This is a genomic window from Vannielia litorea (assembly GCF_018424695.1).
GTDB lineage: Bacteria > Pseudomonadota > Alphaproteobacteria > Rhodobacterales > Rhodobacteraceae > Vannielia > Vannielia litorea_A.
Window position 1 is genome coordinate 1 of sequence record NZ_QTNQ01000075.1, and the last position, 22,086, is coordinate 22,086.

21 protein-coding genes and 1 pseudogene are annotated in these 22,086 nt (G+C 66.8%); 12 read left to right on the top strand and 10 right to left on the bottom strand.

Going from position 1 to position 22,086, the window contains the following annotated elements:
• Positions 1–110: 110 nt before the first annotated feature.
• The 3 genes from DYI42_RS18895 to prpE form a co-directional block, all read right to left on the bottom strand.
• The gene (locus DYI42_RS18895; RefSeq protein WP_342344700.1) at positions 111–1,529 is read right to left on the bottom strand and encodes a sigma-54-dependent transcriptional regulator; all 1,419 of its coding nucleotides are present in this window, start codon (positions 1,527–1,529) and stop codon (positions 111–113) included.
• Complete coding sequence (locus tag DYI42_RS18900; protein ID WP_213548025.1) at positions 1,526–3,148, bottom strand: ATP-binding response regulator; 1,623 nt, start codon at positions 3,146–3,148, stop codon at positions 1,526–1,528. The genes DYI42_RS18895 and DYI42_RS18900 overlap by 4 nt, the downstream gene beginning before the upstream one ends.
• 148 nt (positions 3,149–3,296) lie before the next feature.
• Positions 3,297–5,186: a propionate-CoA ligase PrpE gene (gene prpE / locus DYI42_RS18905; protein WP_213548026.1), complete on the bottom strand. Its 1,890-nt coding sequence runs from the start codon at positions 5,184–5,186 to the stop codon at positions 3,297–3,299.
• A gap of 300 nt (positions 5,187–5,486) precedes the next feature.
• On the opposite strand from prpE, the gene DYI42_RS18910 reads away from it, so the two are divergent.
• The gene (locus DYI42_RS18910; protein WP_213548028.1) at positions 5,487–5,849 is read left to right on the top strand and encodes a hypothetical protein; all 363 of its coding nucleotides are present in this window, start codon (positions 5,487–5,489) and stop codon (positions 5,847–5,849) included.
• 19 nt (positions 5,850–5,868) lie between these two features.
• Here DYI42_RS18910 and DYI42_RS18915 read toward each other — a convergent pair whose 3' ends face one another.
• Positions 5,869–8,148 carry an NADP-dependent malic enzyme gene (locus tag DYI42_RS18915; RefSeq protein WP_213548030.1) on the bottom strand — a complete coding sequence of 760 codons (2,280 nt, stop codon included), beginning with the start codon at positions 8,146–8,148 and terminating at the stop codon, positions 5,869–5,871.
• A gap of 394 nt (positions 8,149–8,542) precedes the next feature.
• Between DYI42_RS18915 and DYI42_RS18920 the strand changes: the two genes are divergently transcribed.
• The 8 genes from DYI42_RS18920 (at position 8,543) to DYI42_RS18955 (ending at position 16,740) form a co-directional block, all read left to right on the top strand.
• Positions 8,543–8,950, top strand: coding sequence for a cytidine deaminase (locus DYI42_RS18920; protein WP_213548032.1), 408 nt, complete (start codon positions 8,543–8,545; stop codon positions 8,948–8,950).
• Positions 8,951–8,952: 2 nt separating this feature from the next.
• Positions 8,953–10,260, top strand: a complete 1,308-nt coding sequence (locus DYI42_RS18925) for a thymidine phosphorylase (protein ID WP_213548034.1) — start codon at positions 8,953–8,955, stop codon at positions 10,258–10,260.
• Complete coding sequence (locus DYI42_RS18930; RefSeq protein ID WP_213548036.1) at positions 10,261–11,457, top strand: phosphopentomutase; 1,197 nt, start codon at positions 10,261–10,263, stop codon at positions 11,455–11,457.
• The gene (locus tag DYI42_RS18935) at positions 11,454–12,440 is read left to right on the top strand and encodes an adenosine deaminase (protein WP_213548038.1); all 987 of its coding nucleotides are present in this window, start codon (positions 11,454–11,456) and stop codon (positions 12,438–12,440) included. The genes DYI42_RS18930 and DYI42_RS18935 overlap by 4 nt, the downstream gene beginning before the upstream one ends.
• Positions 12,437–13,069 carry a uracil phosphoribosyltransferase gene (gene upp / locus DYI42_RS18940; RefSeq protein ID WP_213548040.1) on the top strand — a complete coding sequence of 211 codons (633 nt, stop codon included), beginning with the start codon at positions 12,437–12,439 and terminating at the stop codon, positions 13,067–13,069. The genes DYI42_RS18935 and upp overlap by 4 nt, the downstream gene beginning before the upstream one ends.
• Positions 13,070–13,137: 68 nt before the next feature.
• On the top strand, positions 13,138–14,058 hold the full coding sequence (locus tag DYI42_RS18945; RefSeq protein ID WP_213548042.1) for an SPOR domain-containing protein: 921 nt from the start codon (positions 13,138–13,140) through the stop codon (positions 14,056–14,058).
• A 247-nt stretch (positions 14,059–14,305) separates the two neighbouring features.
• Entirely contained in the window at positions 14,306–15,157 is an 852-nt protein-coding gene (locus tag DYI42_RS18950) for an SPOR domain-containing protein (RefSeq protein WP_213548044.1), read from the top strand.
• Between the two features lie 317 nt (positions 15,158–15,474).
• Positions 15,475–16,740, top strand: coding sequence for a Hint domain-containing protein (locus DYI42_RS18955; RefSeq protein ID WP_213548046.1), 1,266 nt, complete (start codon positions 15,475–15,477; stop codon positions 16,738–16,740).
• 1 nt (position 16,741) lies between these two features.
• Here DYI42_RS18955 and DYI42_RS18960 read toward each other — a convergent pair whose 3' ends face one another.
• A complete protein-coding gene (locus DYI42_RS18960) occupies positions 16,742–17,758 on the bottom strand; it encodes a hypothetical protein (protein ID WP_213548048.1) in 1,017 nt (338 codons plus the stop codon).
• Positions 17,759–17,884: 126 nt separating this feature from the next.
• Positions 17,885–18,349, bottom strand: a complete 465-nt coding sequence (locus DYI42_RS18965) for a c-type cytochrome (RefSeq protein ID WP_213548050.1) — start codon at positions 18,347–18,349, stop codon at positions 17,885–17,887.
• A 107-nt stretch (positions 18,350–18,456) separates the two neighbouring features.
• Between DYI42_RS18965 and idi the strand changes: the two genes are divergently transcribed.
• Positions 18,457–19,002, top strand: coding sequence for an isopentenyl-diphosphate Delta-isomerase (gene idi / locus DYI42_RS18970; protein WP_244868025.1), 546 nt, complete (start codon positions 18,457–18,459; stop codon positions 19,000–19,002).
• A 52-nt stretch (positions 19,003–19,054) separates the two neighbouring features.
• Here idi and DYI42_RS24510 read toward each other — a convergent pair whose 3' ends face one another.
• The 3 genes from DYI42_RS24510 to DYI42_RS18980 all read right to left on the bottom strand — a co-directional run bounded on the left by DYI42_RS24510 (position 19,055) and on the right by DYI42_RS18980 (position 20,212).
• Positions 19,055–19,189, bottom strand: coding sequence for a hypothetical protein (locus DYI42_RS24510; RefSeq protein WP_274608840.1), 135 nt, complete (start codon positions 19,187–19,189; stop codon positions 19,055–19,057).
• Between the two features lie 128 nt (positions 19,190–19,317).
• Positions 19,318–19,938: a TetR/AcrR family transcriptional regulator gene (locus DYI42_RS18975; RefSeq protein ID WP_213548052.1), complete on the bottom strand. Its 621-nt coding sequence runs from the start codon at positions 19,936–19,938 to the stop codon at positions 19,318–19,320.
• Between the two features lie 106 nt (positions 19,939–20,044).
• Positions 20,045–20,212 carry a hypothetical protein gene (locus DYI42_RS18980; RefSeq protein ID WP_213548054.1) on the bottom strand — a complete coding sequence of 56 codons (168 nt, stop codon included), beginning with the start codon at positions 20,210–20,212 and terminating at the stop codon, positions 20,045–20,047.
• A gap of 194 nt (positions 20,213–20,406) precedes the next feature.
• Here DYI42_RS18980 and fghA point away from each other — a divergent pair, with 194 nt between their 5' ends.
• Together fghA and DYI42_RS18990 are read left to right on the top strand one after the other, a co-directional pair.
• Positions 20,407–21,234: an S-formylglutathione hydrolase gene (gene fghA, locus DYI42_RS18985; protein ID WP_213548056.1), complete on the top strand. Its 828-nt coding sequence runs from the start codon at positions 20,407–20,409 to the stop codon at positions 21,232–21,234.
• Positions 21,231–21,677 carry a YaiI/YqxD family protein gene (locus DYI42_RS18990; RefSeq protein WP_213548058.1) on the top strand — a complete coding sequence of 149 codons (447 nt, stop codon included), beginning with the start codon at positions 21,231–21,233 and terminating at the stop codon, positions 21,675–21,677. Before fghA ends, DYI42_RS18990 begins: the two co-directional genes overlap by 4 nt.
• A gap of 33 nt (positions 21,678–21,710) precedes the next feature.
• Here the strand turns inward: DYI42_RS18990 and fadH are convergent.
• Positions 21,711–22,086: pseudogene (gene fadH / locus DYI42_RS18995) on the bottom strand (NADPH-dependent 2,4-dienoyl-CoA reductase); the annotation flags it as partial.

Sequence of the window (22,086 nt, forward strand, 5' to 3'; positions counted from 1 at the left end):
ACCCCCGGCTCCGTGCCGGGCGGCGCGCCATGCAGGACATGGGGCGCGGGTTGGGGCGGTTGGTGGGGTGCGTTCAGCGCGAAAACGGGACGCGCTGGCGCGGGTGAGCGCTACTCCTGCTCCCAGCTTTCGCGCTTGCGGTAGATCGTGGAGGGGGAGAGTTGGAGGATGCGGGCGGCGCGTGGCACCGAGCCGCCTTCGCGGGCGATGGTTTCCTCGATCACGAGGCGCTCGATCTCGGCCATGGATTTGCCGATCAGCCCGTTCAGCCCGGTTCCGTGCGGTGCATCGCCGGTGGCGGCGGGTGTGGTGGCGCGGGCGGCCTCGGCACGGGCCTCGACCTCGTGATGCAGCTCCATTGGCAGCATCGACAGCTCCACCTCCTCGCCGTCATGCAACACCACCACGTTGCGCAGCACGTTCAGCAATTGTCGCACGTTGCCGGGCCAGTTCAGGGTGCAGAACAGGTCTTCGACCTCCGGCGAGATTCGCTCGAAGTTCTTGTTTTCCTCGGCGGCGAACTCGGCCAGCGCGTGGCGGGCGATCTCGATCATGTCGCGGCCGCGCTCGCGCAGGGGCGGCAGGTGCAGCGGCACCACGTGGAGGCGGTAGTAGAGATCTTCGCGGAAGCGCCCGGCCTTCACCTCGGCCAGCGGGTCGCGGTTGGTGGCGCACAGAATGCGCACGCTCACCTTGCGGGGCTTGGTGGAGCCGACGGGCTGGATGGTGGAGGTTTGCAGGAAGCGCAGGAGCTTGGTTTGCAACCCGAGATCCATCTCGCAGATCTCGTCGAGAAACAGGGTGCCGCCATCGGCCGCCGCCGCCGCGCCGGGCTTGTCGGCAATGGCGCCGGTGAAGCTGCCCTTGAGGTGGCCGAACACCTCCGATTCAAGCAGGTCGCCGGGAATGGCGCCGCAGTTAAGCGCGATGAAGGGGCCGGAGGCGCGCGACGACATATCGTGCACCGCGCGGGCGCAAAGCTCCTTGCCGGTGCCGCTTTCGCCGGAGATGAAGACGGTGGCCATGGACCGCGAGACTGAGCCGATCTTGTGCAACACCTCGCGCATCGCGGTGGAGGAGCCGATAAGGCCTGCGTGCTCGGGCACGGGCAGGTTTGGCGTGGGATCGGCCGTATGGCCGGGTTCGCCGCGCTGGCGGGCGGCGCGCGCGTGATCGCGGGTGGCGCCGGAGACCGCATCGAGCAGGCGGCCCTCGTCGAATGGCTTCACCAGGAACTCGTAGGCGCCGGCGCGCATCGCTTCCACGGCGCGGTTGATCGAGCCGTTGGCGGTGATGACGATGACATGGGTGAAGGGATCGGCGGCGATGAACTCTTCGATCAGCTCCAGCCCGTCCCGGTCCGGCAACATCAGGTCGACCAGCACGACGCCGGGGTGGTGCTGTCGAAACTGGCGCAGCCCGTCGGCGGCGGTGGAGGCGCTGTGCACGTCGTGCCCGGCGCTCTTGAGCACCGATTCATAGACGAGCTGCATCGAGGGGACATCCTCGATCAGGAGGACAGGGCTCACTTTATCGCCTCTTCGGCGCCGTCGGGCGCGGTTTCAAAACGGTTGGCGCGTTCGAGCGCGATGGCCTCGATCAGGCCGCGGAGGCGGCTGTCGATCTCGGTGAGGGTCTTGGCGAGGCTGGCGGAGGGCTGGGCACGGTGGGCGGCGGCATTGGCGAGGTTGGCAAGGTCTTGCAGGGGCATGGCCCCCACCGCGCCGGAGAGCGAGATGATGACGTGGGTCTGGGCACGGATCTCCTCGGCATTGCCGACCGCCCCGGCCTGGGCCAACGTGATGCGGCTGCGGCAGAGATCGGCGTGGAGCCGGGTGAGAAACTCGCGCCCGCCGTCATCGCCGGAAATGGCGATCAGCCGGTCGAGCCGTTCGGGGCAGAAGTCGGGTGCCGGCTCCGCCTCGCTGCGCGGATGGGCGGGGGCGGGTTCGATCTGCTCGGGGGCGGTGCCCCGGGTGCGCAGCATCAGCGTGGCGATGGACTGGCCGAAGGCCGCAAGAGAGCCGACGGGTTTGGCGAGGATGCCATCGGCCCCGGCGGCGTAGATCTTCTCGCGGTGCTCCTGCAACACGTAGGCGGTGACGGCGAGCATGGGCAGCAGCCGGGTTTCGCCCTTGAGCGCGCGGGTGCGGGCGATGACCTCGGTGCCGGAGAGCTCGGGCATGTCGATGTCGACCAGCGCGAAGTCGAAGCCGCCGCCGGAGAGCAGCCGCAGCGCCTCGGCCCCGTCGGGGGCCAGCCGCCAGGATGCGCCGAGGTGATCGAGCATCTGGGTGAACAGGAGCTGGTTGGTCGGATTGTCCTCGGCCACCAGCGCGGTGAGTCCGGAGAGATCGGGCAGCGGCGGCGGCTCGTGGTCAGCGGACGGATCGGTGCCGGAAGCGGGATCGGGATGCCAGGCCCAGGACTGGCGCGGCAGCAGCAGGGTCACCTCGGCGCCGCCCTCGGCGGCGTTGGACACCTGGAGCTGCCCGCCGAGCCGGGTGGCGACTTCCTTGGCGATGTGCAGCCCCAGCCCGCTGCCCGGCTTGGTCTGCCCGCCTGGCCGCCCGCCGCGCTCGAAGAGCCGGGCCAGCGCCGCATCGGTGAAGCCGGGGCCTTCATCGCGGACGCGAAAGCGCAACTCGTCGCCCGAGCGCATGTCGACCGCGAGCACGACCTCGCCCCAGTCGGCGTATTTGAAGGCATTGGAGAGCAGGTTCGCCAGCACCCGATCGAGTGCGCCAGCGTCGAGGTGGAGCACGGTGGGCAGGTCGGCCGCAATGTCGAGCCGGAGCGACATGGAGACCTCGCGGGCGTGGCCGGACCAGCGGCGCTCGAGGTTGCGCATGACGGCCAGAAGCGGCACCGGCTCGGGCGCGGCCTCGCGTCCGTTTGCCGTAAGCGACCCCTCGCCGAACTGGCGCAGCGCGGAGTCGAGCAGGCGGGCGAGGCTTTCGCCAGCGGTGGAGACACGTTGAAGCTGCGCCGCCGTCGCCGGATCGAGCTGGGAGAAATCCACCAGGCGCAGGCCGCTGAGCACATCGGCCACGGCAGAGCGAATGTCGTGCGAGAAGAGCTCAATAGTACTGGCCGCGCCCTCCGCTGTGGAGGCGGTTTGAGAGGCGGTTGGCATGTCTTCAGCCATGGATGGACTCCGCCGTGAGTGGCGCGCAGCCGTCGATCGTGAATTCCCGCAAAGGTTGCACGATCTAATGATTTAAACAAATCCTTACTGCCCGGCCACTTGTCTTTAAAGGCAGGTATTCCGGACCCATGGTGGTTTAAGCTCTTGCTTACGCTGGGTAACCCAACCCGGAGAGCGCCTCCTTGATCTCGTCGAGGATGGCGGGGTCGTCGATGGTGGCGGGCATCTTGTAGTCCTTCCCGTCGGCGATGCTGACCATCGTGCCCCGCAGGATCTTGCCCGAACGGGTCTTGGGCAGCCGGTCGACCACGCAGGCCAGCTTGAAGGCGGCGACGGGGCCGATCTTCGAGCGCACGAGGCCGATGCATTCCTTAACGACCTCTTCGTGGGGCTTGTTGGTGCCCGCATTCAGGCAGAGGAAGCCCATGGGCAGCTGGCCCTTCAGCGCGTCGCTCACGCCGATGACGGCGCATTCTGCCACGTCGGGGTGGGCGGCCAGCACCTCTTCCATCGCGCCGGTCGAAAGCCGGTGCCCGGCGACGTTGATCACGTCATCGGTGCGGGCCATGATGTAGAGATAGCCGTCTTCGTCGATCATGCCCGCGTCGCCGGTTTCGTAGTAGCCCGGGAAGTGCTCGAGGTAGCTCTTGCGAAAGCGCGGCTCGGCATTCCAGAGCGTGGGCAGGGTGCCCGGCGGCAGGGGCAGCTTGACGGCGATGGCGCCAAGTTCGCCCGTGGGCACCGGGTGGCCGCCCTCGTCGAGGATCTGCACGTCGTAGCCGGGCATGGCCACGGTGGGCGAGCCGAGCTTGACCGGCAGCGGCTCGATCCCGACAGGGTTGCCCGCGATGGTCCAGCCGGTCTCGGTTTGCCACCAGTGGTCGTAGACGGGCTTGCCGGTGGTGCGCTGGGTCCATTCGATGGTGTCGGGATCGGCACGCTCGCCGGCGAGGTAGATGGCGTTGAGGCAGCTCAGGTCATACTTGGCCACCAGTTCGCCCTTCGGGTCTTCACGCTTCACGGCGCGGAAGGCGGTGGGCGCGGTGAAGAAGCTTTTGACCTTATGTTCCGAGATCACCCGCCAGAAGGTGCCGGCATCGGGCGTGCCCACGGGCTTGCCCTCGAAGACGACGGTGGTGTTGCCGTGGATCAGCGGGCCGTAGGTGATGTAGCTGTGGCCCACCACCCAGCCGACATCGGAGGCGGCCCAAAACACATCACCCGGATCGACGTTGTAGATGTTCTTCATCGTCCAGTTCAGCGCGACCAGGTGCCCGGCGGTGTGGCGCACCACGCCCTTGGGCTGGCCGGTTGTGCCGGATGTGTAGAGGATATAGGCCGGGTGGTTGCCCTCGACCGGCACGCATTCCGCCGGAGTCACGCCATACTGGAAGGAGTGCCAGCCATAGTCCCGGCCCTCGACCATATTGGCCACCTCCTGCTCGCGCTGGTGGATGACGCAGAACTCGGGCTTGTGGTTCGCTTGCTCAATCGCGTCGTCCAGCAGCGGCTTGTAGTGCACGATGCGCCCCGGTTCGATGCCGCAGGAGGAGGCGAGGATGGCCTTGGGCTTGGCATCGTCGATCCGCACCGCAAGCTCGTTGGCTGCGAAACCACCGAAGACGACCGAGTGAATCGCGCCAAGACGGGCGCAGGCCAGCATGGCCTCCAGCGCCTCGGGGACCATCGGCATGTAGATGATCACCACATCGCCTTTTTCGACGCCCTTGGCCCGCAGCGCCCCGGCGAGGGTGGCCACCCGGTTGCGCAGCTCGGAGTAGGTGATCTTGTGGGTGCGCCCGGTGATCGGGCTGTCGTGGATGATGGCATATTGCGGCCCGCGCCCGGCCTCGACGTGCCGGTCGACCGCGTTCCAGCAGGTGTTGACGCGGGCATCGGCGAACCACTCGTAGAGGTGCTCGCCCTTCTCGAAGAGCGCCTTGCTCGGCTTCTCGTTCCAGTCGATGGCCTCTGCGGCCTCCATCCAGAATGCCTCCGGGTCCGCCTTCCAGGCTGCGTAGACGTCCTTGTATCCCATGATGAGCCTCCTCCTCGTTGGAGAGGGTTTAGGGAGCATGAGGCGCGTCTGGCAAGCGTTCTGCGATGTGGCGCGGCAGAAGGACGCGAAATATTTGCAGTTTTGGCGCTAACGCAGGTGCAAATTATTGCAAACTGCCGATTAAATTGTGCGTGGCGTGCAAACTGCGGTCAGGTTTGCAAAACTGCAGACTCTCTCTTGCTAACCTTGCAGGGGAATCGCGCGGCTGGACGAGGGTTGTCGGATCGTGACGGGGAACGCTAGGGTTTCGCCGTCGGAGAGACCGAAACGGAGGCAGCCATGCGGCCCTTTCTCATCCTGATTGTCGTGGCGCTCGGCTTTGCGGCGCCCGCCGAAGCCAGAACCCTGCGCGAGGCGATCTCGGGGAAGGTGCTGTTCTTTCCCAATGACGGCCAATACATCCTCTTCAGTCTGAACCCGGACGGCACCGGCGTTGGGCAGGAGAAGCGTGGCGGCAAGGCGCGGCCGGAGGCCATTCGGTGGCGTCTGAGCGGGCGGGCCCTCTGCATCGGCGGAAAGCCCGGCGGCATGTCATCAAGCGGGCGCGAAGAATGCGTGGGTGTCCGGGTGCGGGGCCGCACGATCTGGGTGAGCGGACCGGGCGGCAAGGCGCTGAACGGCGAGATCCGGGACCGCAAGTAGGGCGCGGCTTTACCCCGACCTAGCTGTAGTGTTGCACCGGGGTGCCCGCGAGCGCCGACATGTTCAGCAACCCGCGTGCGGTGATCGACGGTGTCACGATGTGGGCGCGGTTGCCCATGCCCATGAGGATCGGCCCCACCTCCAGCCCGCCGGCGCGCATCTTGAGGATGTTGCGAACCGCCGAGGCGGCGTCGGCGGAGGAGAAGATGAGCACGTTGGCCGCTCCGTCGAAGCGGGCGGCGGGCAGGTGGCGGGCGCGCAACTCGGGATCGAGCGCGGAATCGACGTGCATCTCGCCCTCGTAGCAGAAATCGAGATCGCGCTCGTCGAGCATTTCCAGCGCCTCGCGCATCCGGCGGCCGCCCTCACTGTCGAGGTTGCCGAACTGGCTGTGCGAGCAGAGCGCGATTTTTGGCTCCAGCCCGAAGCGGCGCACGTGACGCGCCGCGCCGATGACGGTTTCGCAGATTTCATGCGGCTTGGGGAACTGGTGCACCTGGGTGTCGGCGATGAAGAGCGGGCCGTCCTCCAGGATCATCAGCGAAAGCGCGGCGACCGGGTGCAGCGACTTGTCGGCGAGGATCTGGCGGACGTAGTTGAGGTGCCAGAGGAACTGGCCGAAGGTGCCGCAGATCATGCTGTCGGCCTCGCCGCGATGCACCATCACCCCGGCGATGGCGGTGGTGTTGGTGCGCATCACGGCGCGGGCGAGGTCGGGGGTGACGCCGCGGCGGGCCATGATCTGGTGATAGGTTTCCCAGTATTCGCGGTAGCGCGGGTCGTTCTCGGGGTTGACCAGCTCGAAGTCGCGGCCCGGGCGAATCTTGAGGCCCGCACGCTCGCAGCGGGCCTCGACCACCTCGGGACGGCCGATGAGAATGGGCAGATCAGTCGTCTGCTCAAGCATCGCATCGGCGGCGCGCAGAACGCGCTCGTCCTCGCCCTCGGAGAAGACGATTTTGCGCTCGGCGGAGGCGGCGGCCTCGAAGACCGGGCGCATAAGAAGGGCGGATTTGAACACCGAACGATCGAGCGAGGCCTTGTAGGCGTCGAAATCCTCGATCGGGCGGGCGGCGACGCCGCTTTCGCAGGCGGCCTTGGCGACAGAGGTGGCGACCACGCCCATCAGCCGGGGGTCGAAGGGCTTGGGGATGAGATACTCGGGGCCGAAGGTGAGTTGCTCGCCCTTGTAGGCGGCGGCCGCCTCGGCGGAGGTGGTGGCGCGGGCAAGGGCGGCGATACCCTCGATGCAGCCGAGCTGCATGGCGTCATTGATCTCGGCCGCCCCGCAATCCAGCGCGCCCCGGAAGATGAAGGGGAAGCAGAGGACGTTGTTGACCTGGTTGGGGTAGTCGGAGCGCCCGGTGGCGATGATCGCATCGGGGGCCACCTCGCGCACGAGATCGGGCAGGATCTCGGGCGTGGGATTGGCGAGGGCAAAGATCACCGGGCGATCGGCCATTTTTGCCACGTGCTCGGGCTTGAGCACGCCGGGGCCGGAGAGGCCGAGGAAGAGGTCGGCGCCCTCGATCACCTCATCCAGCGTGCGGGCGTCGGAGGCCTGGGCGTAGGCGGCCTTCTGGGGCGTCATGTCTTCGGTGCGGCCTTCGTGGACGAGGCCGTGTATGTCGCAGAGCCAGACGTTCTCGCGCTTCACGCCGAGCTTCAGCAGCATGTTCAGGCAGGCAATGCCCGCCGCGCCGCCGCCAGTGCTCACCACCTTGATGTCGGCCCAGTCTTTGCCGGCGAGGTGCAGCGCGTTGGTGGCTGCCGCGCCGACGACGATGGCGGTGCCGTGCTGGTCATCGTGGAAGACCGGGATGTTCATCCGCTCGCGGCAGAGCTTTTCGACGATGAAGCAATCGGGGGCCTTGATGTCTTCCAGATTGATGGCGCCGAAGGTGGGGGCGAGGGCGCAGACGATGTCGGCCAGCTTCTCGGGGTCTTTCTCGTCGACCTCGATGTCGAAGCAGTCGATATTGGCGAACTTCTTGAAAAGCACCGCCTTGCCTTCCATCACCGGCTTGGAGGCCAGAGCGCCGATGTTGCCCAGCCCCAGAACGGCGGTGCCGTTGGAGACCACGGCCACGAGGTTGCCGCGCGCGGTGTAGCGGGAGGCGAGCGCGTTGTTTTCGGCGATGGCGGTGCAGGCTTCGGCCACGCCCGGGGAGTAGGCCAGCGACAGGTCGCGCCCGTTGGCCAGCGGCTTGGTGGCGCGAATTTCAAGTTTCCCCGGCTTGGGGTTGGCGTGATAGAGCAGCGCGGCGGTTTCTGCCGGGCTTTCGGGCGTGTCGTTCATGGGGCCTCCCAGAAGTGGTTTAATGTTAAACCATCTCGTCAGCGCGAAATGACACATTATCGAAAGGCGTTCAAGTCTGGCGCGCGCGGCGGCGCTGTATGTCATCTGACTTTTGCATTTTGCAATTATTGGTTTTGTGGCATACTCAAACCGGTTAGAATCCCGATGGTCTTTTGCGGAAACGTGCCGCATGCTTGACTTGTTCGCAGGACGCGCCGCGCAACGGCGCAGAGCCTCTGTGGTTGGTTGTTAACAGCGCGGGACATCGGGATGCATGAGCGGGGTTCGCTCCCTCGAACCCGGGTTGGTTTTTGCCGTTTGAAAGTCTGGAAAGCGTGCCGGGGCACGGTGAGGCGGGCCCATGCGGCGACCGCGCAGCTATACGGAGAAAATTATGGAGCTGGTCGAGGCGGCGCGGGAGGCTCGGGAGAGGGCCTATGCCCCCTATTCGAACTTCAAGGTCGGGGCGGCGCTTCGCACCGCTGGCGGAGAGGTGTTCTGCGGTGTGAATGTCGAAAACGTGGCCTATCCGGAGGGCACCTGTGCCGAGGCGGGTGCGATTGCGGCGATGGTGATGGGCGGCGAAACGCGGGTGGCCGAGGTGGCGGTGATCGCCGACAGCCCGGCCCCTGTGCCGCCCTGCGGCGGGTGCCGGCAGAAGCTGGCGGAGTTCGCGGGACCGGAGGTGAAGGTGACGCTGGCGACCACGCGCGGCGAAACCCTTGAAACCACGGTGGGCGAGCTCCTGCCCGGCGCCTTCGGCACGGGCCATCTTGTGAGCCCCTCGGACGACGGGGCCTGACGATGGATGCCAGGACGGTTCTGAGCGCGCTTCGCAAAGGGGAAACCCTGAGTTCCGAGGCCGTCGAATGGTTCGGCCATGCGCTGGCCGAGGAAGGGGTCAGCGACGCGCAGGTGGGGGCCTTCGCGATGGGAGTCTGCCACGCTCCGCTATCGGCGGAGGCGCGGGTGGCGCTGACGCTGGCGATGCGCGACTCGGGCGAGGTGATGCAATGGGGGTTGCCCGGCCCGGTGGTGGACAAGCATTCCACCGGCGGCGTGGGCGACTGCGTGAGCCTTGTGCTTGCCCCGGCGCTGGCGGCCTGCGGGGTTTACGTGCCGATGATCTCGGGGCGCGGCCTGGGCCACACCGGCGGCACGCTCGACAAGCTGGAGGCGATTCCCGGTTTCAAGCCCGAGGTCAGCGTGGACCGGTTGCAGCAGATCACCCGCGAGGTGGGGTGCTGTATTGCTTCGGCCTCGGTCGATATCGCCCCTGCCGACAAGCGGCTTTATGCGGTGCGCGACGTGACCGGCACGGTGGAGAGCCTCGATCTCATCACCGCCTCGATCCTGTCGAAGAAGCTTGCGGCCGGACTGGAGGGGCTGGTGCTCGACGTAAAGTGCGGGGCCGGGGCCTTCATGAAAACGCCCGAGGACGCGCGCGCCCTTGCGCAGACTCTGGTGGAAACGGCAAATGGCGCGGGCTGCAAGACGCGGGCACTCATCACCGACATGAGCCAGCCGCTGGTGCGCTCGGCGGGCAATGCGGTTGAGGTGACGGAGGTGATGGACACGCTCACCGGTTCGGGCGCCTCGGGGCCGCTCAGCCACCTTTCGGCAAAGCTTGGCGGCGAGTTGCTGGCGATGGTGGGTGTGACCAAGAACGCCTTCGACGGGGCCGATATGGTGCTCGACAAGATCCGTTCGGGCGACGCGGCGGAGCGGATGGGCCGGATGGTGGCCGCAATGGGCGGCCCGAACGACTTTTTGCGCCGCTGGCGTGACAGGCTCCCCGCCGCCCCGGCGATGGCCTATGTCCGCCCCGAGCGCGCGGGCTTCGTGAAGGCCATCGACACCGAGGCGCTGGGCCTTGCGGTGGTGGAGATGGGCGGGGGCCGCAAGCGCGCGCGCGACCGGATCAACCCCGCGGTGGGCCTCAGCCAGATTGCGCAGATCGGCGACCGGGTGGATGTGGATCGCCCGCTTGCCCGGCTGCATGCCGCGCGGCACCGCGAGCTGGATGCCTTCGAGGCAAGGGTGCGTGCGGCTTTTCAATTGAGCGAGACCCCGGTAAACCCTCCCAAGCTGGTGCTTGGACGGGTGGAGTGAATGCCGCGGGCCTTTCTGGTTGTCATGGACAGTGTTGGATGCGGCGGCGCGCCGGATGCCGCCGAGTTTGGTGACGAGGGGTCCAACACCCTCGGCCATATCGCGCAGGCCTGTGCCGAGGGCCGGGCCGAGGAGGGGCGCAGCGGGCCGCTGAAGATGCCGGTGCTCGACGGGCTGGGGCTGGCCGACGCGGTGGCGCTGGCCTCGGGCTATGCGGGCGAGGGGCTGACCGGGCGGCCGACCGGGCTTTGGGGCTGCGCCACCGAGGTTTCGCCCGGCAAGGACACGCCCTCGGGCCATTGGGAGCTGGCGGGTGTGCCGGTGCCGTGGGATTGGCACTACTTCCCCGATGAGGAGCCCGCCTTTCCGCAGCATATCCTCGATGCGCTGGCCTCGATGGCGGGTGTTGGCGGAACGCTGGGCAACCGCCATGCCAGCGGCACGGTGATCCTCGACGAGGAGGGCGCGCGCCACATGGCGACGGGCTGGCCGATTGTTTACACCTCCGCGGACTCGGTGCTGCAGATCGCGGCCCATGAAGAGGCCTTCGGGCTGGAGCGGCTGCTGGAGCTTTGCGACGAGATCGCGCCCACGATGCATGCGATGAAGGTGGGCCGAGTCATTGCCCGCCCCTTCGTTGGCTCGCCCGAAGCGGGCTTCACCCGCACCACCAACCGGCGCGACTTTGCCATCGCCCCGCCGGAGCCGACCCTGTGCAACTGGGTGCAGGACGCGGGCCGCAAGGTGCATGCGGTTGGCAAGATCAAGGACATCTTCGCCGGTCACGGGATCGACGATGTCGTGAAGGGCGACGATGCGGCGCTGATGGGCCATCTTTCGCGGCTGGTGGATGAGGCCGAGGAGGGCTCGCTCACCTTTGCCAATTTCGTGGAGTTCGACAGCCTCTACGGCCACCGGCGCGATGTGTCGGGCTATGCCCGCGCGCTGGAGTGGTTCGACGCCTGCCTGCCGCCGCTGCTGGCCAAGCTGCGCGAGGGCGACATGATGCTGTTCACCGCCGATCACGGCAATGACCCAACGTGGCGCGGCACCGACCACACTCGCGAGCGGGTGCCGGTGGTGATTGCCGGCAAGGGCGTTGGCGAGATCGGGCATTGTGGTTTTGTCGATGTGGCGGCCTCCGTGGCGGCGCATCTGAATGTGCCGGCGAAAGGGCCGGGGAGGAGTTTTTTGTGAGTTGGAAGGAATTGCCGAAGGCGGAGTTGCACCTGCACCTGGAGGGCGCCGCGCCGCCGGAGTTCATCCGCTCTCTCGCCAAGCAGAAGAAGGTTGATATTGGCCGGATCTTCGATGAGCGGGGCAATTATGCCTATGCCGACTTCGCGGAGTTCCTGAAGGTTTACGAAGCGGCGACCTCGGTGCTGACCACACCGGAAGACTATGCCCGGCTGACTCGCGTGGTGCTGGAGCAATGCGCAGAACACGGTGTGATCTACGCCGAAACCTTCCTGTCGCCCGACTTTTGCGGTGGCGGCGATGTGAAAGCCTGGTGGGAGTATTGCGCGGCCATCGCAGAGGTGGCCGAAGAGGCCGAGACGGACCTGGGGATCACGCTGAAGGGGATCATCACCTGCATCCGCCACTTTGGGCCGGAGAAGGCGAAGGCCCCGGCGCTCTGTGCCGCCGAGAGCGCGGGCGATTTCATCACCGGATTCGGCATGGCGGGCGCGGAGACGGTGGGCAAGCCGGGTGATTATGCCTGGGCCTTCGATTGCGCCCGCGAGGCCGGGCTGCGGCTGACCTGCCACGCCGGCGAATGGGGCGGGCCGGAGATGGTGCGCGCCACACTCGACCAGCTGGAGGGGATCGAGCGGATCGGCCACGGCGTGGCCGCCTACCACGACGGCGCGCTGATGGAGCGGCTGGCGCGGGACGGGGTCACGCTGGAGGTTTGCCCCGGCTCCAACATCGCGCTGGGCGTCTTCAGCCAGTGGGAGAACCACCCGATCGAGAAGCTGCGAGAGAACGGCATTGCGGTGACGGTAAGCACCGATGATCCGCCGTTCTTTCACACCACGATGACGCGGGAATACGAGAAGCTGGACGAGGTGTTCGGCTGGGACGAAGGCGATTTTCGCGCGCTGAACGAAGATGCCATGGCCGCCGCCTTCTGTGACGAGGCCACCCGCGAAGACATTTTGAAGAGGCTCAAAGCATGACAGATCACCTGACCGTCGTTGACCATCCGCTGGTGCAGCACAAGTTGAGCCTGATGCGGGCAAAGGAGACGCCAACGGCGGTGTTCCGACAGCTTCTGCGCGAAATCAGCCAGCTGCTGGCCTATGAGGTTACCCGCGAATTGCCGATGACGACCAAGCGCATCGAGACGCCTCTGGTGGAGATGGACGCGCCGGTGCTGGATGGCAAGAAGCTGGCGCTGATCTCGATTCTGCGGGCGGGCAACGGGCTGCTCGATGGCGTGCTGGAGCTGATCCCGAGCGCGCGGGTGGGCTTTGTCGGTCTCTACCGCGACGAGGAAACGCTGCAACCGGTCGAATACTATTTCAAGGTGCCCGCCGAGCTGGGCGACCGGATGGTGATTGCCGTCGACCCGATGCTGGCCACCGGCAACTCCAGCGCCGCCGCGATCACAAAGCTGAAGGAAGCGGGGGCGGTAAACATCCGGTTTCTCTGCCTTCTGGCGGCGCCCGAGGGCGTGGCGCGGATGAAGGAGGCGCATCCCGACGTGCCGATCGTGACCGCCGCGCTGGATGAGAAGCTGAACGATCTGGGCTACATCATGCCCGGGCTGGGGGATGCGGGCGACCGGATGTTCGGAACCAAATAGCGCGAACTTCCTTTACGTCATGAGGCCTTTGAGTCACACTCAAGGCGAATTTTCGTGGGGAATGTCCGATGTTTAAGCACCTATTCAGAGTGGCGGCGCTGGCTGCCCTTACCTCAGGCGGGACGGCGGCTTTTGCCCAGTCGTCCAGAACGCCCGCCGAGTTTCCGCCTGCCAGCTACGCGGGCTCACAATACGTTGATAGCCGTGGCTGCATCTTCGTGCGGGCCGGGTTTGACGGTGCGGTGCGCTGGGTGCCCCGGATGACCCAATCGCGCCGACAGGTTTGCGGCGCGACGCCGACGTTCGCGCGCTCTGCATCGGCGCGCGGCGGCAGCACCAGGGTGGTGGAGACGGTCACGCCGCTGAAGCGCTCGACGGGCGCGGTGGGCGGCCAGGAGCGCCGGGTGATCAGGCAGAGTGCTGCTACGGGCGTTCCGCGCGGGGCGACGAACTCTGCGCCGCGCGCTGGTGCTGGCGGCAGGACGGTGGTGGAGCGGATCATCCCGGTGCAGCGCTCGACCGGGCCTGTCGGGTCACGGGAGCGACGCGTGGTGAGCGAGAGCGATGCGGCGTTGGCCGGCGTTCCGCCCGAGGCGACGAACTCTGCACCGGCCACCGAGGCGACGCCGCGCGCCACCACCCGCACGACCGCCGGGCGGGAGGTGATCTATGTTCAGCGCTCGACCGGCAGCGTCCGGGGCTCGACGGTGAAGCGGGTTGACGTGGATCGGGGCGTGGTGCGCTCGTCCACGACTGCGCGCGGTGGGGGCAACAACTACGTGCAGGTGGGCTCCTACACCAGCCCCGAAGAGGCGCGCCGCGCGGTGGCGCAGCTGCGCCGGGCCGGGCTGCCGGTGCGCACCAGCGAGCTTCGGCGCGGCTCCACCCGTCGCACCCTGGTGCTGGCCGGGCCGGTGGCGGGTGCCGATCTGAACGCGGTGCTGCGGCGGGCCCAGGCGCTGGGCTATACCGGCGCCTTCGTGCGCTGACCACCGCCTGACCGGAAGAGACCGCGCGCCGCGCCGGGGAGACCTGGCGCGGCGCGGTTGTTTATCGGGGGCTGCTCATCGGGGCCTTGCCTGCGGCGCGGCCGCTCTTCGCAGCGGCGGTGGGCCATGCCTCATTGTTACCGGAGGATGAGGGCGACCGGATGTTCGCTACCAGATGGGTGATTGACCCTTTACGGATTGTCTGCGTTCCGGCATCCTACCTCAATATGTAGTAGGGGTTGGTAGTATGTTGGCTTCGGCACTCTCGGCAGCGGCACTTGTTGCGGTTCTCGTCGCGCCGATGACGGCTGATGCGCAGAGCAGCGCCATCCCTGCCGAGTTTCCACCAGCGAGCTATGAGCGGGCGCAATACGTCGACAGCCGAGGCTGCGTGTTCGTGCGAGCGGGGTTTGACGGGGCGGTGCGCTGGGTGCCGCGGATGACGCGGGCCCGCAAACAGGTATGCGGCCAGCGCCCGACCTTCGCCAGAGCCCCCGCGCAGGACGTGCCTGTGGTTGCCGACGCTCCGGCGCCCACCCCGAAGACAACCCGGGTTGTCCGCAAGACGGCGGCCAGGGCGCCCTCCTCCTCCCAGATGGTTCGGCGAGGCGTTTCGACCACACCCGGGGCGGGGCCGCTGCGCGTGCCGCCGGGGTATGAGCGGGTTTGGACGGACGGGAGGCTGAACCCGGAGCGCGGCGAGCGCACGCAGGCCGGGCGCGCGGAGATGCTGCGCTACTGGACCGACGACGTGCCGCAGCAGTTGATCGTGGTGCGCCGGGCAAAGGATGGCACCTTAACGCGGCGCGTGCAGGGCAAGACCACCTCGGTGAGTTCGAAATCGGCTCGGAAACCGGCTGCCGCCTCCGCGCTGGCGGGCGGGCACTTTGTGCAGGTGGGCAGCTTCCGGGATGGCCGCGATGCGAAGCGGGCGATGGCGCGGTTGCGCGCGGCGGGCCTGCCGGTGCGGGCGCGCGCCATTTTGCAGGGCGGTGCGCGGTTGACGCAGGTGATGGCCGGGCCGCTCGAGGCCCGGGCGGTGAAGGCAGGGCTGCGCAAGACGCGGGCGCTGGGCTACGGCGATGCCTTCGTGAGGTAAGACCAAGAAGAAGCAAAAACGAGTTCAGGCAGAACCATACAGGCAAACGCGCCCCGCGAGTCTCTCGCGGGGCGCGTCGCTTTTTGTGCCTCGAAGATTGTTTCAAGATTCACCCTAAAGGCGACTTCTTGTCCGGATAATAGCCGTTTCGATAAAAGTTGTGTTTTGAATTTTACTTTTTACACAACCCTGGGATTAACTCCATTTAAGGGAATCATATCTTCGGAACTCGCCCTACGGGAGAGTCGTGGAGTGAGCTGACGGGGGCTGCGACGATTGCCGCGGCTGCAAGGGTGACACCGATTTAGGAGCGCGTCATGGCGATCATCGACCTTGATCTGGGCAGCAGCGACCAGACAATCGACCAGAGCAATGCGAATGACGGGGATACGCTGAACATCCTCGCCCTCGGAACGCAAACCCTCACCATCGACGGGGTGGATGTGGGGATACAGAACATCGTTAGTGTGACGGCCTTGGCGGTGCCGACCTTCGAAGTGGTGAACGACGGCAGCCTCGATTACGACGCGGGACTGCTCAACGGAAACTTGCTGTCCACCGTCAATTTCGTCGTCAACGACACCTCGAGCATCCGGTTTGACAGCGGGTCGATCTCGTTGCTCTCGGGGATCATCTCTGACGTGAACCTGACGTTCAACGGAACGGAAGACGGCGTGTTCGAGTATGTGCCGCCTTCGCTCGGGTTGCTCTCGTCGCAGACGATCGACGTGGACGGGATGGAATCGCTCGACCAGATCGTGATCGACGGGCGCGACAACCTTGGCTTCAGCTATGATGCCGGGTCACAGACCGGTACGCTGACCTCTCCCGGCGGCTTCCTGATCGGGCACACGGTGACCTTCGAGATCACCGGGATGACGCAGGTGCAGGCGGACATGGTGTTCGACGATCTCGCCGACACGGGCACCGACACCTGGGTGATCGACGATACTTTCATCATGCCGGTCTGCCTGACGGCGGGGACGGATGTGTTGACGCCCTTGGGACGGCGCAAGATCGAGGCGCTGCGGCCCGGTGACCTTGTGCTGACCTGTGACCACGGGGCGCAACCGCTGCGCTGGATTGGTGCGCGCCGCCTGACGCGGGCGGAGTTCGAGAAGGATCCGCGCCACCTGCCGATCCGCATTCGGGCTGGCGCCCTCGGGCATGAGACGCCACGCGCCGACCTTCTAGTGTCGCCGCAGCACCGGGTTTTACTGTCATCCCCGATCGCGCAGCGCATGTTCGACAGCCGCGAGGTGCTGGTGGCCGCGAAGAAGCTGCTGGGGATGCCGGGGATCGAGGTGGTGGAGGATTGCGAGGAGATCACCTATATGCACCTGCTGTTCGACGAGCACGAGGTGATCTTTGCCGAGGAGGCGCGGGTGGAGAGCCTGCTGACCGGCCCCATGGCGATGAAGGCGATGCCGCCGGAACAGCGCGAAGAGATCGCGAGCCTGTTCCCCGAGGTTCTGGAGGAGGGCTTTGCGCCGGTGGCCGCGCGGCTCTTGCCCGATGGCAAGCGGATCAAGCGGCTCATTGAGCGGCACCTGAAGAACCGGAAGGCTGTTTACGCGCCTTAGGTCACTCGCCGCAGATGCCTTGCAGGGCGACCCAGTCTGCGTCTTCCAGCACCGGCTCGGTGCCACCGCCGCGCATCGGATCGGCCTCGATCAGGGGCAGGGTGCTTTCGCCGGTGACATCCACGGCGTAGGCGTAGGGCGTGGTGGCGAGGCGGGCCTTGCCGAAGCGCTCCAGCAGGGCCTCGTCGGGCACCGGCACATGGGGCGCGGCGACGAGCTCTTCGGCATAGGCGTCGAGCGTGGCCTCGGGCAGCGCGCCGGTTGTCAGCAGGCGGATGGTGGCGATCAGGCCGGCGTGGTCGAGCAGCCGTTCCAGCGGGTCCGACGCCTCGGAGCGCGCCGCCTCGGCGAGCACGTATCCGGCGGCGACATCGGGGCTTTCATGATCTTCCAACAGCGCCCTGTTGAGCAGGATCAGCCCGCCGGGCAGCGCCACGGTATCGCGGATGCCGCCGCGCAGCACCAGCAGGCCGCCCTTTTCGGGCGCCAGAAGGCGGGTGTGGAGCCGGGCCAGGGCCCTGTCGCCGCGCGGACTGCGGCAGGGCGCGCCGGACACGCGACCGATGGCGCGAAACACCTGCCCGCCCAGCTTGGCGCGGGTCGGCTCGGGCACCACGCTGACGGTGTGAGAGGTGAGCGCGTCGGGGAGCCAGACCACGGCGGCCAGCGCCAGCGCCGCCGAGCCGCCCCAGAGGATCACCCGGCGCAGCCAGCCCTCGCGCGGCCTGCGGCGGGCGATGACGTGGCGCACGCGCTCGACCGCCTCGATCATCGTGTCGTCTTCGATTTCGAGCAGTTCAAGTGCCTCGGCGGAGGGGGCATAGAGTGCCGGGCTCTCGCCGTGGTTGACGCGCTCGACGGCGGCCAGAGACCAATGCGACAGAACCCGCCCCGCCCCATCGGTGATGGACAGCGAGGCATCGCCGAAGCTTACGGTGACATTCTGGCGCTGGGCCTCGGGCTCGGCGCGCCAGACACCAGGGCTTTCAAGCCGTTGATATTCCTTGAGCGCGGTCATGCGCGGGGGGTGCCTGCTCGTGTTTGCCGTGTTCTCGTTGCGGCAAGACTAGCGGCTTTTTGCCGGTTTGGGAATCGCCAACGGGGCCGCCCCGGCGAGGGGCCGGAGCGGCGGGAAATGCAGCGATTACATGCTGTTCAGGCTGACGAGGTAGGCATAGACATTGGCCGCGTCTTCCTCGCCCTTCAGGCGAAACGACATTTTCGACTTGGCGCCGGAGTCTCCGATGAACTCCTTGAGAAAGCCGCGCGGATCCTGAACGTAGGCCACGAAGTTCTCTTCGGTCCACATCAGGCCGCCCTCTTCGCCCGCAGCGACGAGATCCTTGCCATAGCGGAAGTCCTCCACGGCCCCGGCGACATGGCCGGCGACGTTGAAGAGGTTGGGGCCGGTCTTGGAAGCGCGCCCGGCCAGGGTGTTGCCATCGGCATCCTGCACGACGTGGCAGGTGACGCAGCGCTTGGCGAAGATCGCTTCGCCCTCGGCGGCGTCGCCGGTGGGTGCGGCCATTTCGGCGGCTTCGTGGCTTTCGGCCAGCGCCGGTCCGGCCAGAAGGGCGGCGAGGGCGAGGGTGGCGAGGGGTGTCTTCATGGCTTCCTCCTTGAAGGTCGTGGCTTTGTAACGCGCGTTTGTGCCGCCTTGTTAGCCGGGCGGTGGGCCGATAGACACGCGGCGCTATGGCACAGGGGAATATAGGCATGACACAGGGCGCGGGCCACCCGACCAAGGTGCAGGAGGGGATGATCCCGGCCTGGGAGGGCGGGCGGCTGGTGCCGGTGGAGAAGCTGGCGGCACATCGGCGCGGATTGCGGCACAAGGCGGTGTCGGTCTTCGTCTTCGACGGGCCGAGGCTGCTGATCCAGCAGCGGGCGGCGGGGAAGTATCACACGCCGGGCCTCTGGGCGAACAGCTGCTGCACCCATCCGCATTGGGGCGAGGCCGATGCCGATTGCGCCGCGCGGCGGCTGGGCGAGGAGCTGGGGCTGGACGGCGTGGCGCTGGCCCGCGTGGGCGAGGTGGAATACCGCGCCGAAGTGGGCGGCGGCATGGTGGAACATGAGGTTGTGGCGATGTTTCGGGGGGAGGCGACGGGCGCTGAAGCGCAGCCTGACCCGGCGGAGGTGCAGGCCGTGCGCTGGCTGACGCTCGACGAGCTGGCGGGTGAGATCGCAGAGGCGCCGGAGCGGTTCACGCCGTGGCTGCAGATCTACATGGCGAAGCACCGGGGGGTGTTCGACCGGTAGCCGGGGCAGCTCTTCGGGGCCTGCCGGCCCCTCATCGCAGCCGTGCGCGCCGTCAGGGGGAGACCTCGAGTGCGCAGACCGTGGGGGCGCAGGCGGTACTGCCTGCGACGGCCTCGGAGCGGAGGGTGACGCCGAGGGCGATGAGGAGGGTAAGGGCGGCGATGCGGGCCATTGGGCTTTCCTTCACTGACAGGTGGCCGGGCCGCTGGCGGGCCCGTTGAAGGTGATACGCATCAGCGCGGCGAATTCTTTGCAGAAGATGCGAAGAAATGTGCTGCTCTTGGGTCAGGTGTTTGATTATAAAGGAAAGAAAGTTCAGGCGCCGTAGCGGGCCATGAACATGTCGATCGCGCCGTCGATGACCTTCTTGCGCCGCTCCGGGGTAAACTCGCATTCCAGCCCCATCAGGCACTTCACCCAGAGCTCGGCCTTGCAGAGCTCCATGAACTGGTAGGCGGCCAGTTCGGGATCTTCGATCTCGCCCAGCTCGCCCCGCGCCTGCGCGTTTTGCAGGAAGGGCACGATGCTGTCGCGGACGAAGCGGGGGCCGTACTTGTAGAACTCCTGCCCCAGCTCGGGGAAGCGTCCGCTTTCGGCGACGCAGATGCGGAACATGCCGCGCCCGAGATCGGAGAGCATGAAGCTTTGCATCCGCTCCGCCGTTTTGCGCAGGACGTCGCGGACCGGTTGGTTGGGATCGATCTCTGTCACCGCGGCCTCGGCCTGGCGCTGGCATTCGCAGGTGGCCACCTCCATGAAAAGGAGGCCCTTGTCGGGGAAGTAGCTGTAGAGCGTGGCCTTTGAAACGCCCGCCTCCTTGGCGATCAGATCGACCGATGCGCCCTCGAAGCCGTCTTGCAGGAAGATCTTGCGGGCGCCTTCCAGCACCTGATCGAACTTCCGGCCGCGTTTGATTTCACCAATCGGTGCGTTCATGTCGTGCTCCGTTCCCCTGATCAACTATAAACCAGACAGTTCAGTTCCGGCAAGGAGATGAGCTTCCTGCCGGAACTTTCTGTGCGCGGGAGAGAGGGTGAGGGGATCAGTTGCCCGTCTCCGACGTGGTGGTGGTGAGGCTGCCGTTGGTGGAAACGGTGGTGGTGGTGGGGAAGTCGACCCGGGGCAGATCGAAGGCGAAGCCGCCAGCGGTAGCGGCTTGAGCGGCGAAGCCGAGGGCGAGGACGGTGGCAAGAGCGGTGATGCGGCGCATCGGAGTATCCTTTCGATTATGAACTGAACCGTTCGGTTCGGAATCATATCTAAACCATTCGGTTCGGATTGCAAGAGGTTTCTGAACCGATCGGTTCAAAACCTTTCGGGCGCGCCCGTTGCGCGGGAGTGGTGGACAATCGGGCAGGGCATCGGGATAGTCGCCGCGACTGACAGGCACGAGGAGGCATGACGATGGAAACGGTAGCGGAAAACAGGGCGTTTGGCGGAGTTCAGGGGGTTTATACCCAAGGCTCGGAGGCCTGCGGCTGCGACATGACCTTTGGCCTGTTTCTGCCCGAGGAGGCAAAGGACGGGCCGGTGCCGGTGCTGTGGTATCTCAGCGGGCTGACCTGCACCCATGAGAACGCGATGACCAAGGCGGGCGCGCAGGGTTGGGCTGCGGAGCAGGGGATTGCGCTTGTCTTTCCCGACACTTCGCCGCGCGGCGAGGATGTGGCCGATGACGAGGCCTATGACCTGGGCAAGGGAGCGGGCTTTTACGTTAATGCCACGCAAGACCCATGGGCGAAGCACTTCCGCATGTGGGACTATGTGGCCGAGGAACTGCCCGCGCTGATCGGCGCCGAGTTTGCCGTGGACATGGAGCGCCAGGGCATCACTGGCCACTCCATGGGCGGCCATGGCGCGCTGACGCTGGCCATGGGCCTGCCCGGGCGATTCGCCTCCGTCTCCGCCTTCGCGCCGATTGCGCACCCCACTGAGAGCGATTGGGGCCAGAAGCAGCTGGGCGCCTACCTCGGTGACGACGGCTGGGCGGCGCATGATTCGACGCTGCTGATGCGGGACAAGGGCTTCGACGGGCCGGTGCTGGTGGACCAGGGGGGCAGCGACCAGTTCCTCGACCTGCTGAAGCCGGAGGCGCTGAGCGAGGCGATGGCGGCGCGGCGGCAGGAGGGCGTCTTCCGGATGCAGAAGGGCTATGACCATTCGTATTTCTTCGTCTCCAGCTTCATGGAAGAGCATGTGAGCTTCCACGCCGAGGCGCTGTATTCGAAGTGACGATCTGGGTGGATGGCGACGCCTGCCCGGTGAAAGCCGAGGTGGAGCGGGTGGCCACGCGGGCCAAGGTGGCGGTGAAGATCGTCTGCAATGGCGGGTTGCGGCCAAGTGCGAACCCGCTGGTGGACGTGGTTTACGTCAGCGAGGGGCTCGACGTGGCTGACGACTTCATCGCCGAGAACGCGGGCGCGGGTGACGTGGTGGTGACCGCCGACATCCCCTTGGCGGCGCGCTGCGTGGAGGCGGGCGCGCTGGTGGTCAAGCCCGACGGCGAGCGGCTCAGCGCGCGCAACATGGGCGCGGCGCTGGCAACCCGGGATCTGATGACCGACCTGCGCGCCGCCAACCCGCTGAACCAGGGCGGCGGTGCAAAGCCGTTTTCCAAGGCCGATCGCTCGCGCTTCATGGACGGGCTGGAACGGGCTTTGCGGGCCGCTGGCTGAGGGGCGCCGGGCGCAAGCTTGCGCTCCGGCTGGTCAGAGCGAGGCGGCCAGCCGGGTGCCCTGGTTGATGGCGCGCTTGGCGTCGAGTTCGGCGGCCACGTCGGCGCCGCCGATCAGGTGGATGGGTTTGCCGGTGGCCTCAACCGCCTCGGCGAGGGTGCGGTTGCTGACCTGACCGGCGCAGAGGACGATGGTGTCGGCCTCTATCAGTTTGGGCGTGCCGTTCTGGGTGACGTGGAGGCCTTCGGGGGTGATCTGCTCGTAGGTGATGCCGCCGAGCATTTTCACCTTGGCCATTTTCAGCGCGGCGCGGTGAATCCAGCCGGTGGTTTTGCCGAGGCGCTTGCCGGGGCGTTCATCTTTCCGTTGCAGCAGGAAGATCTCGCGCGCCGGGGCGGGGGGCGGGGGG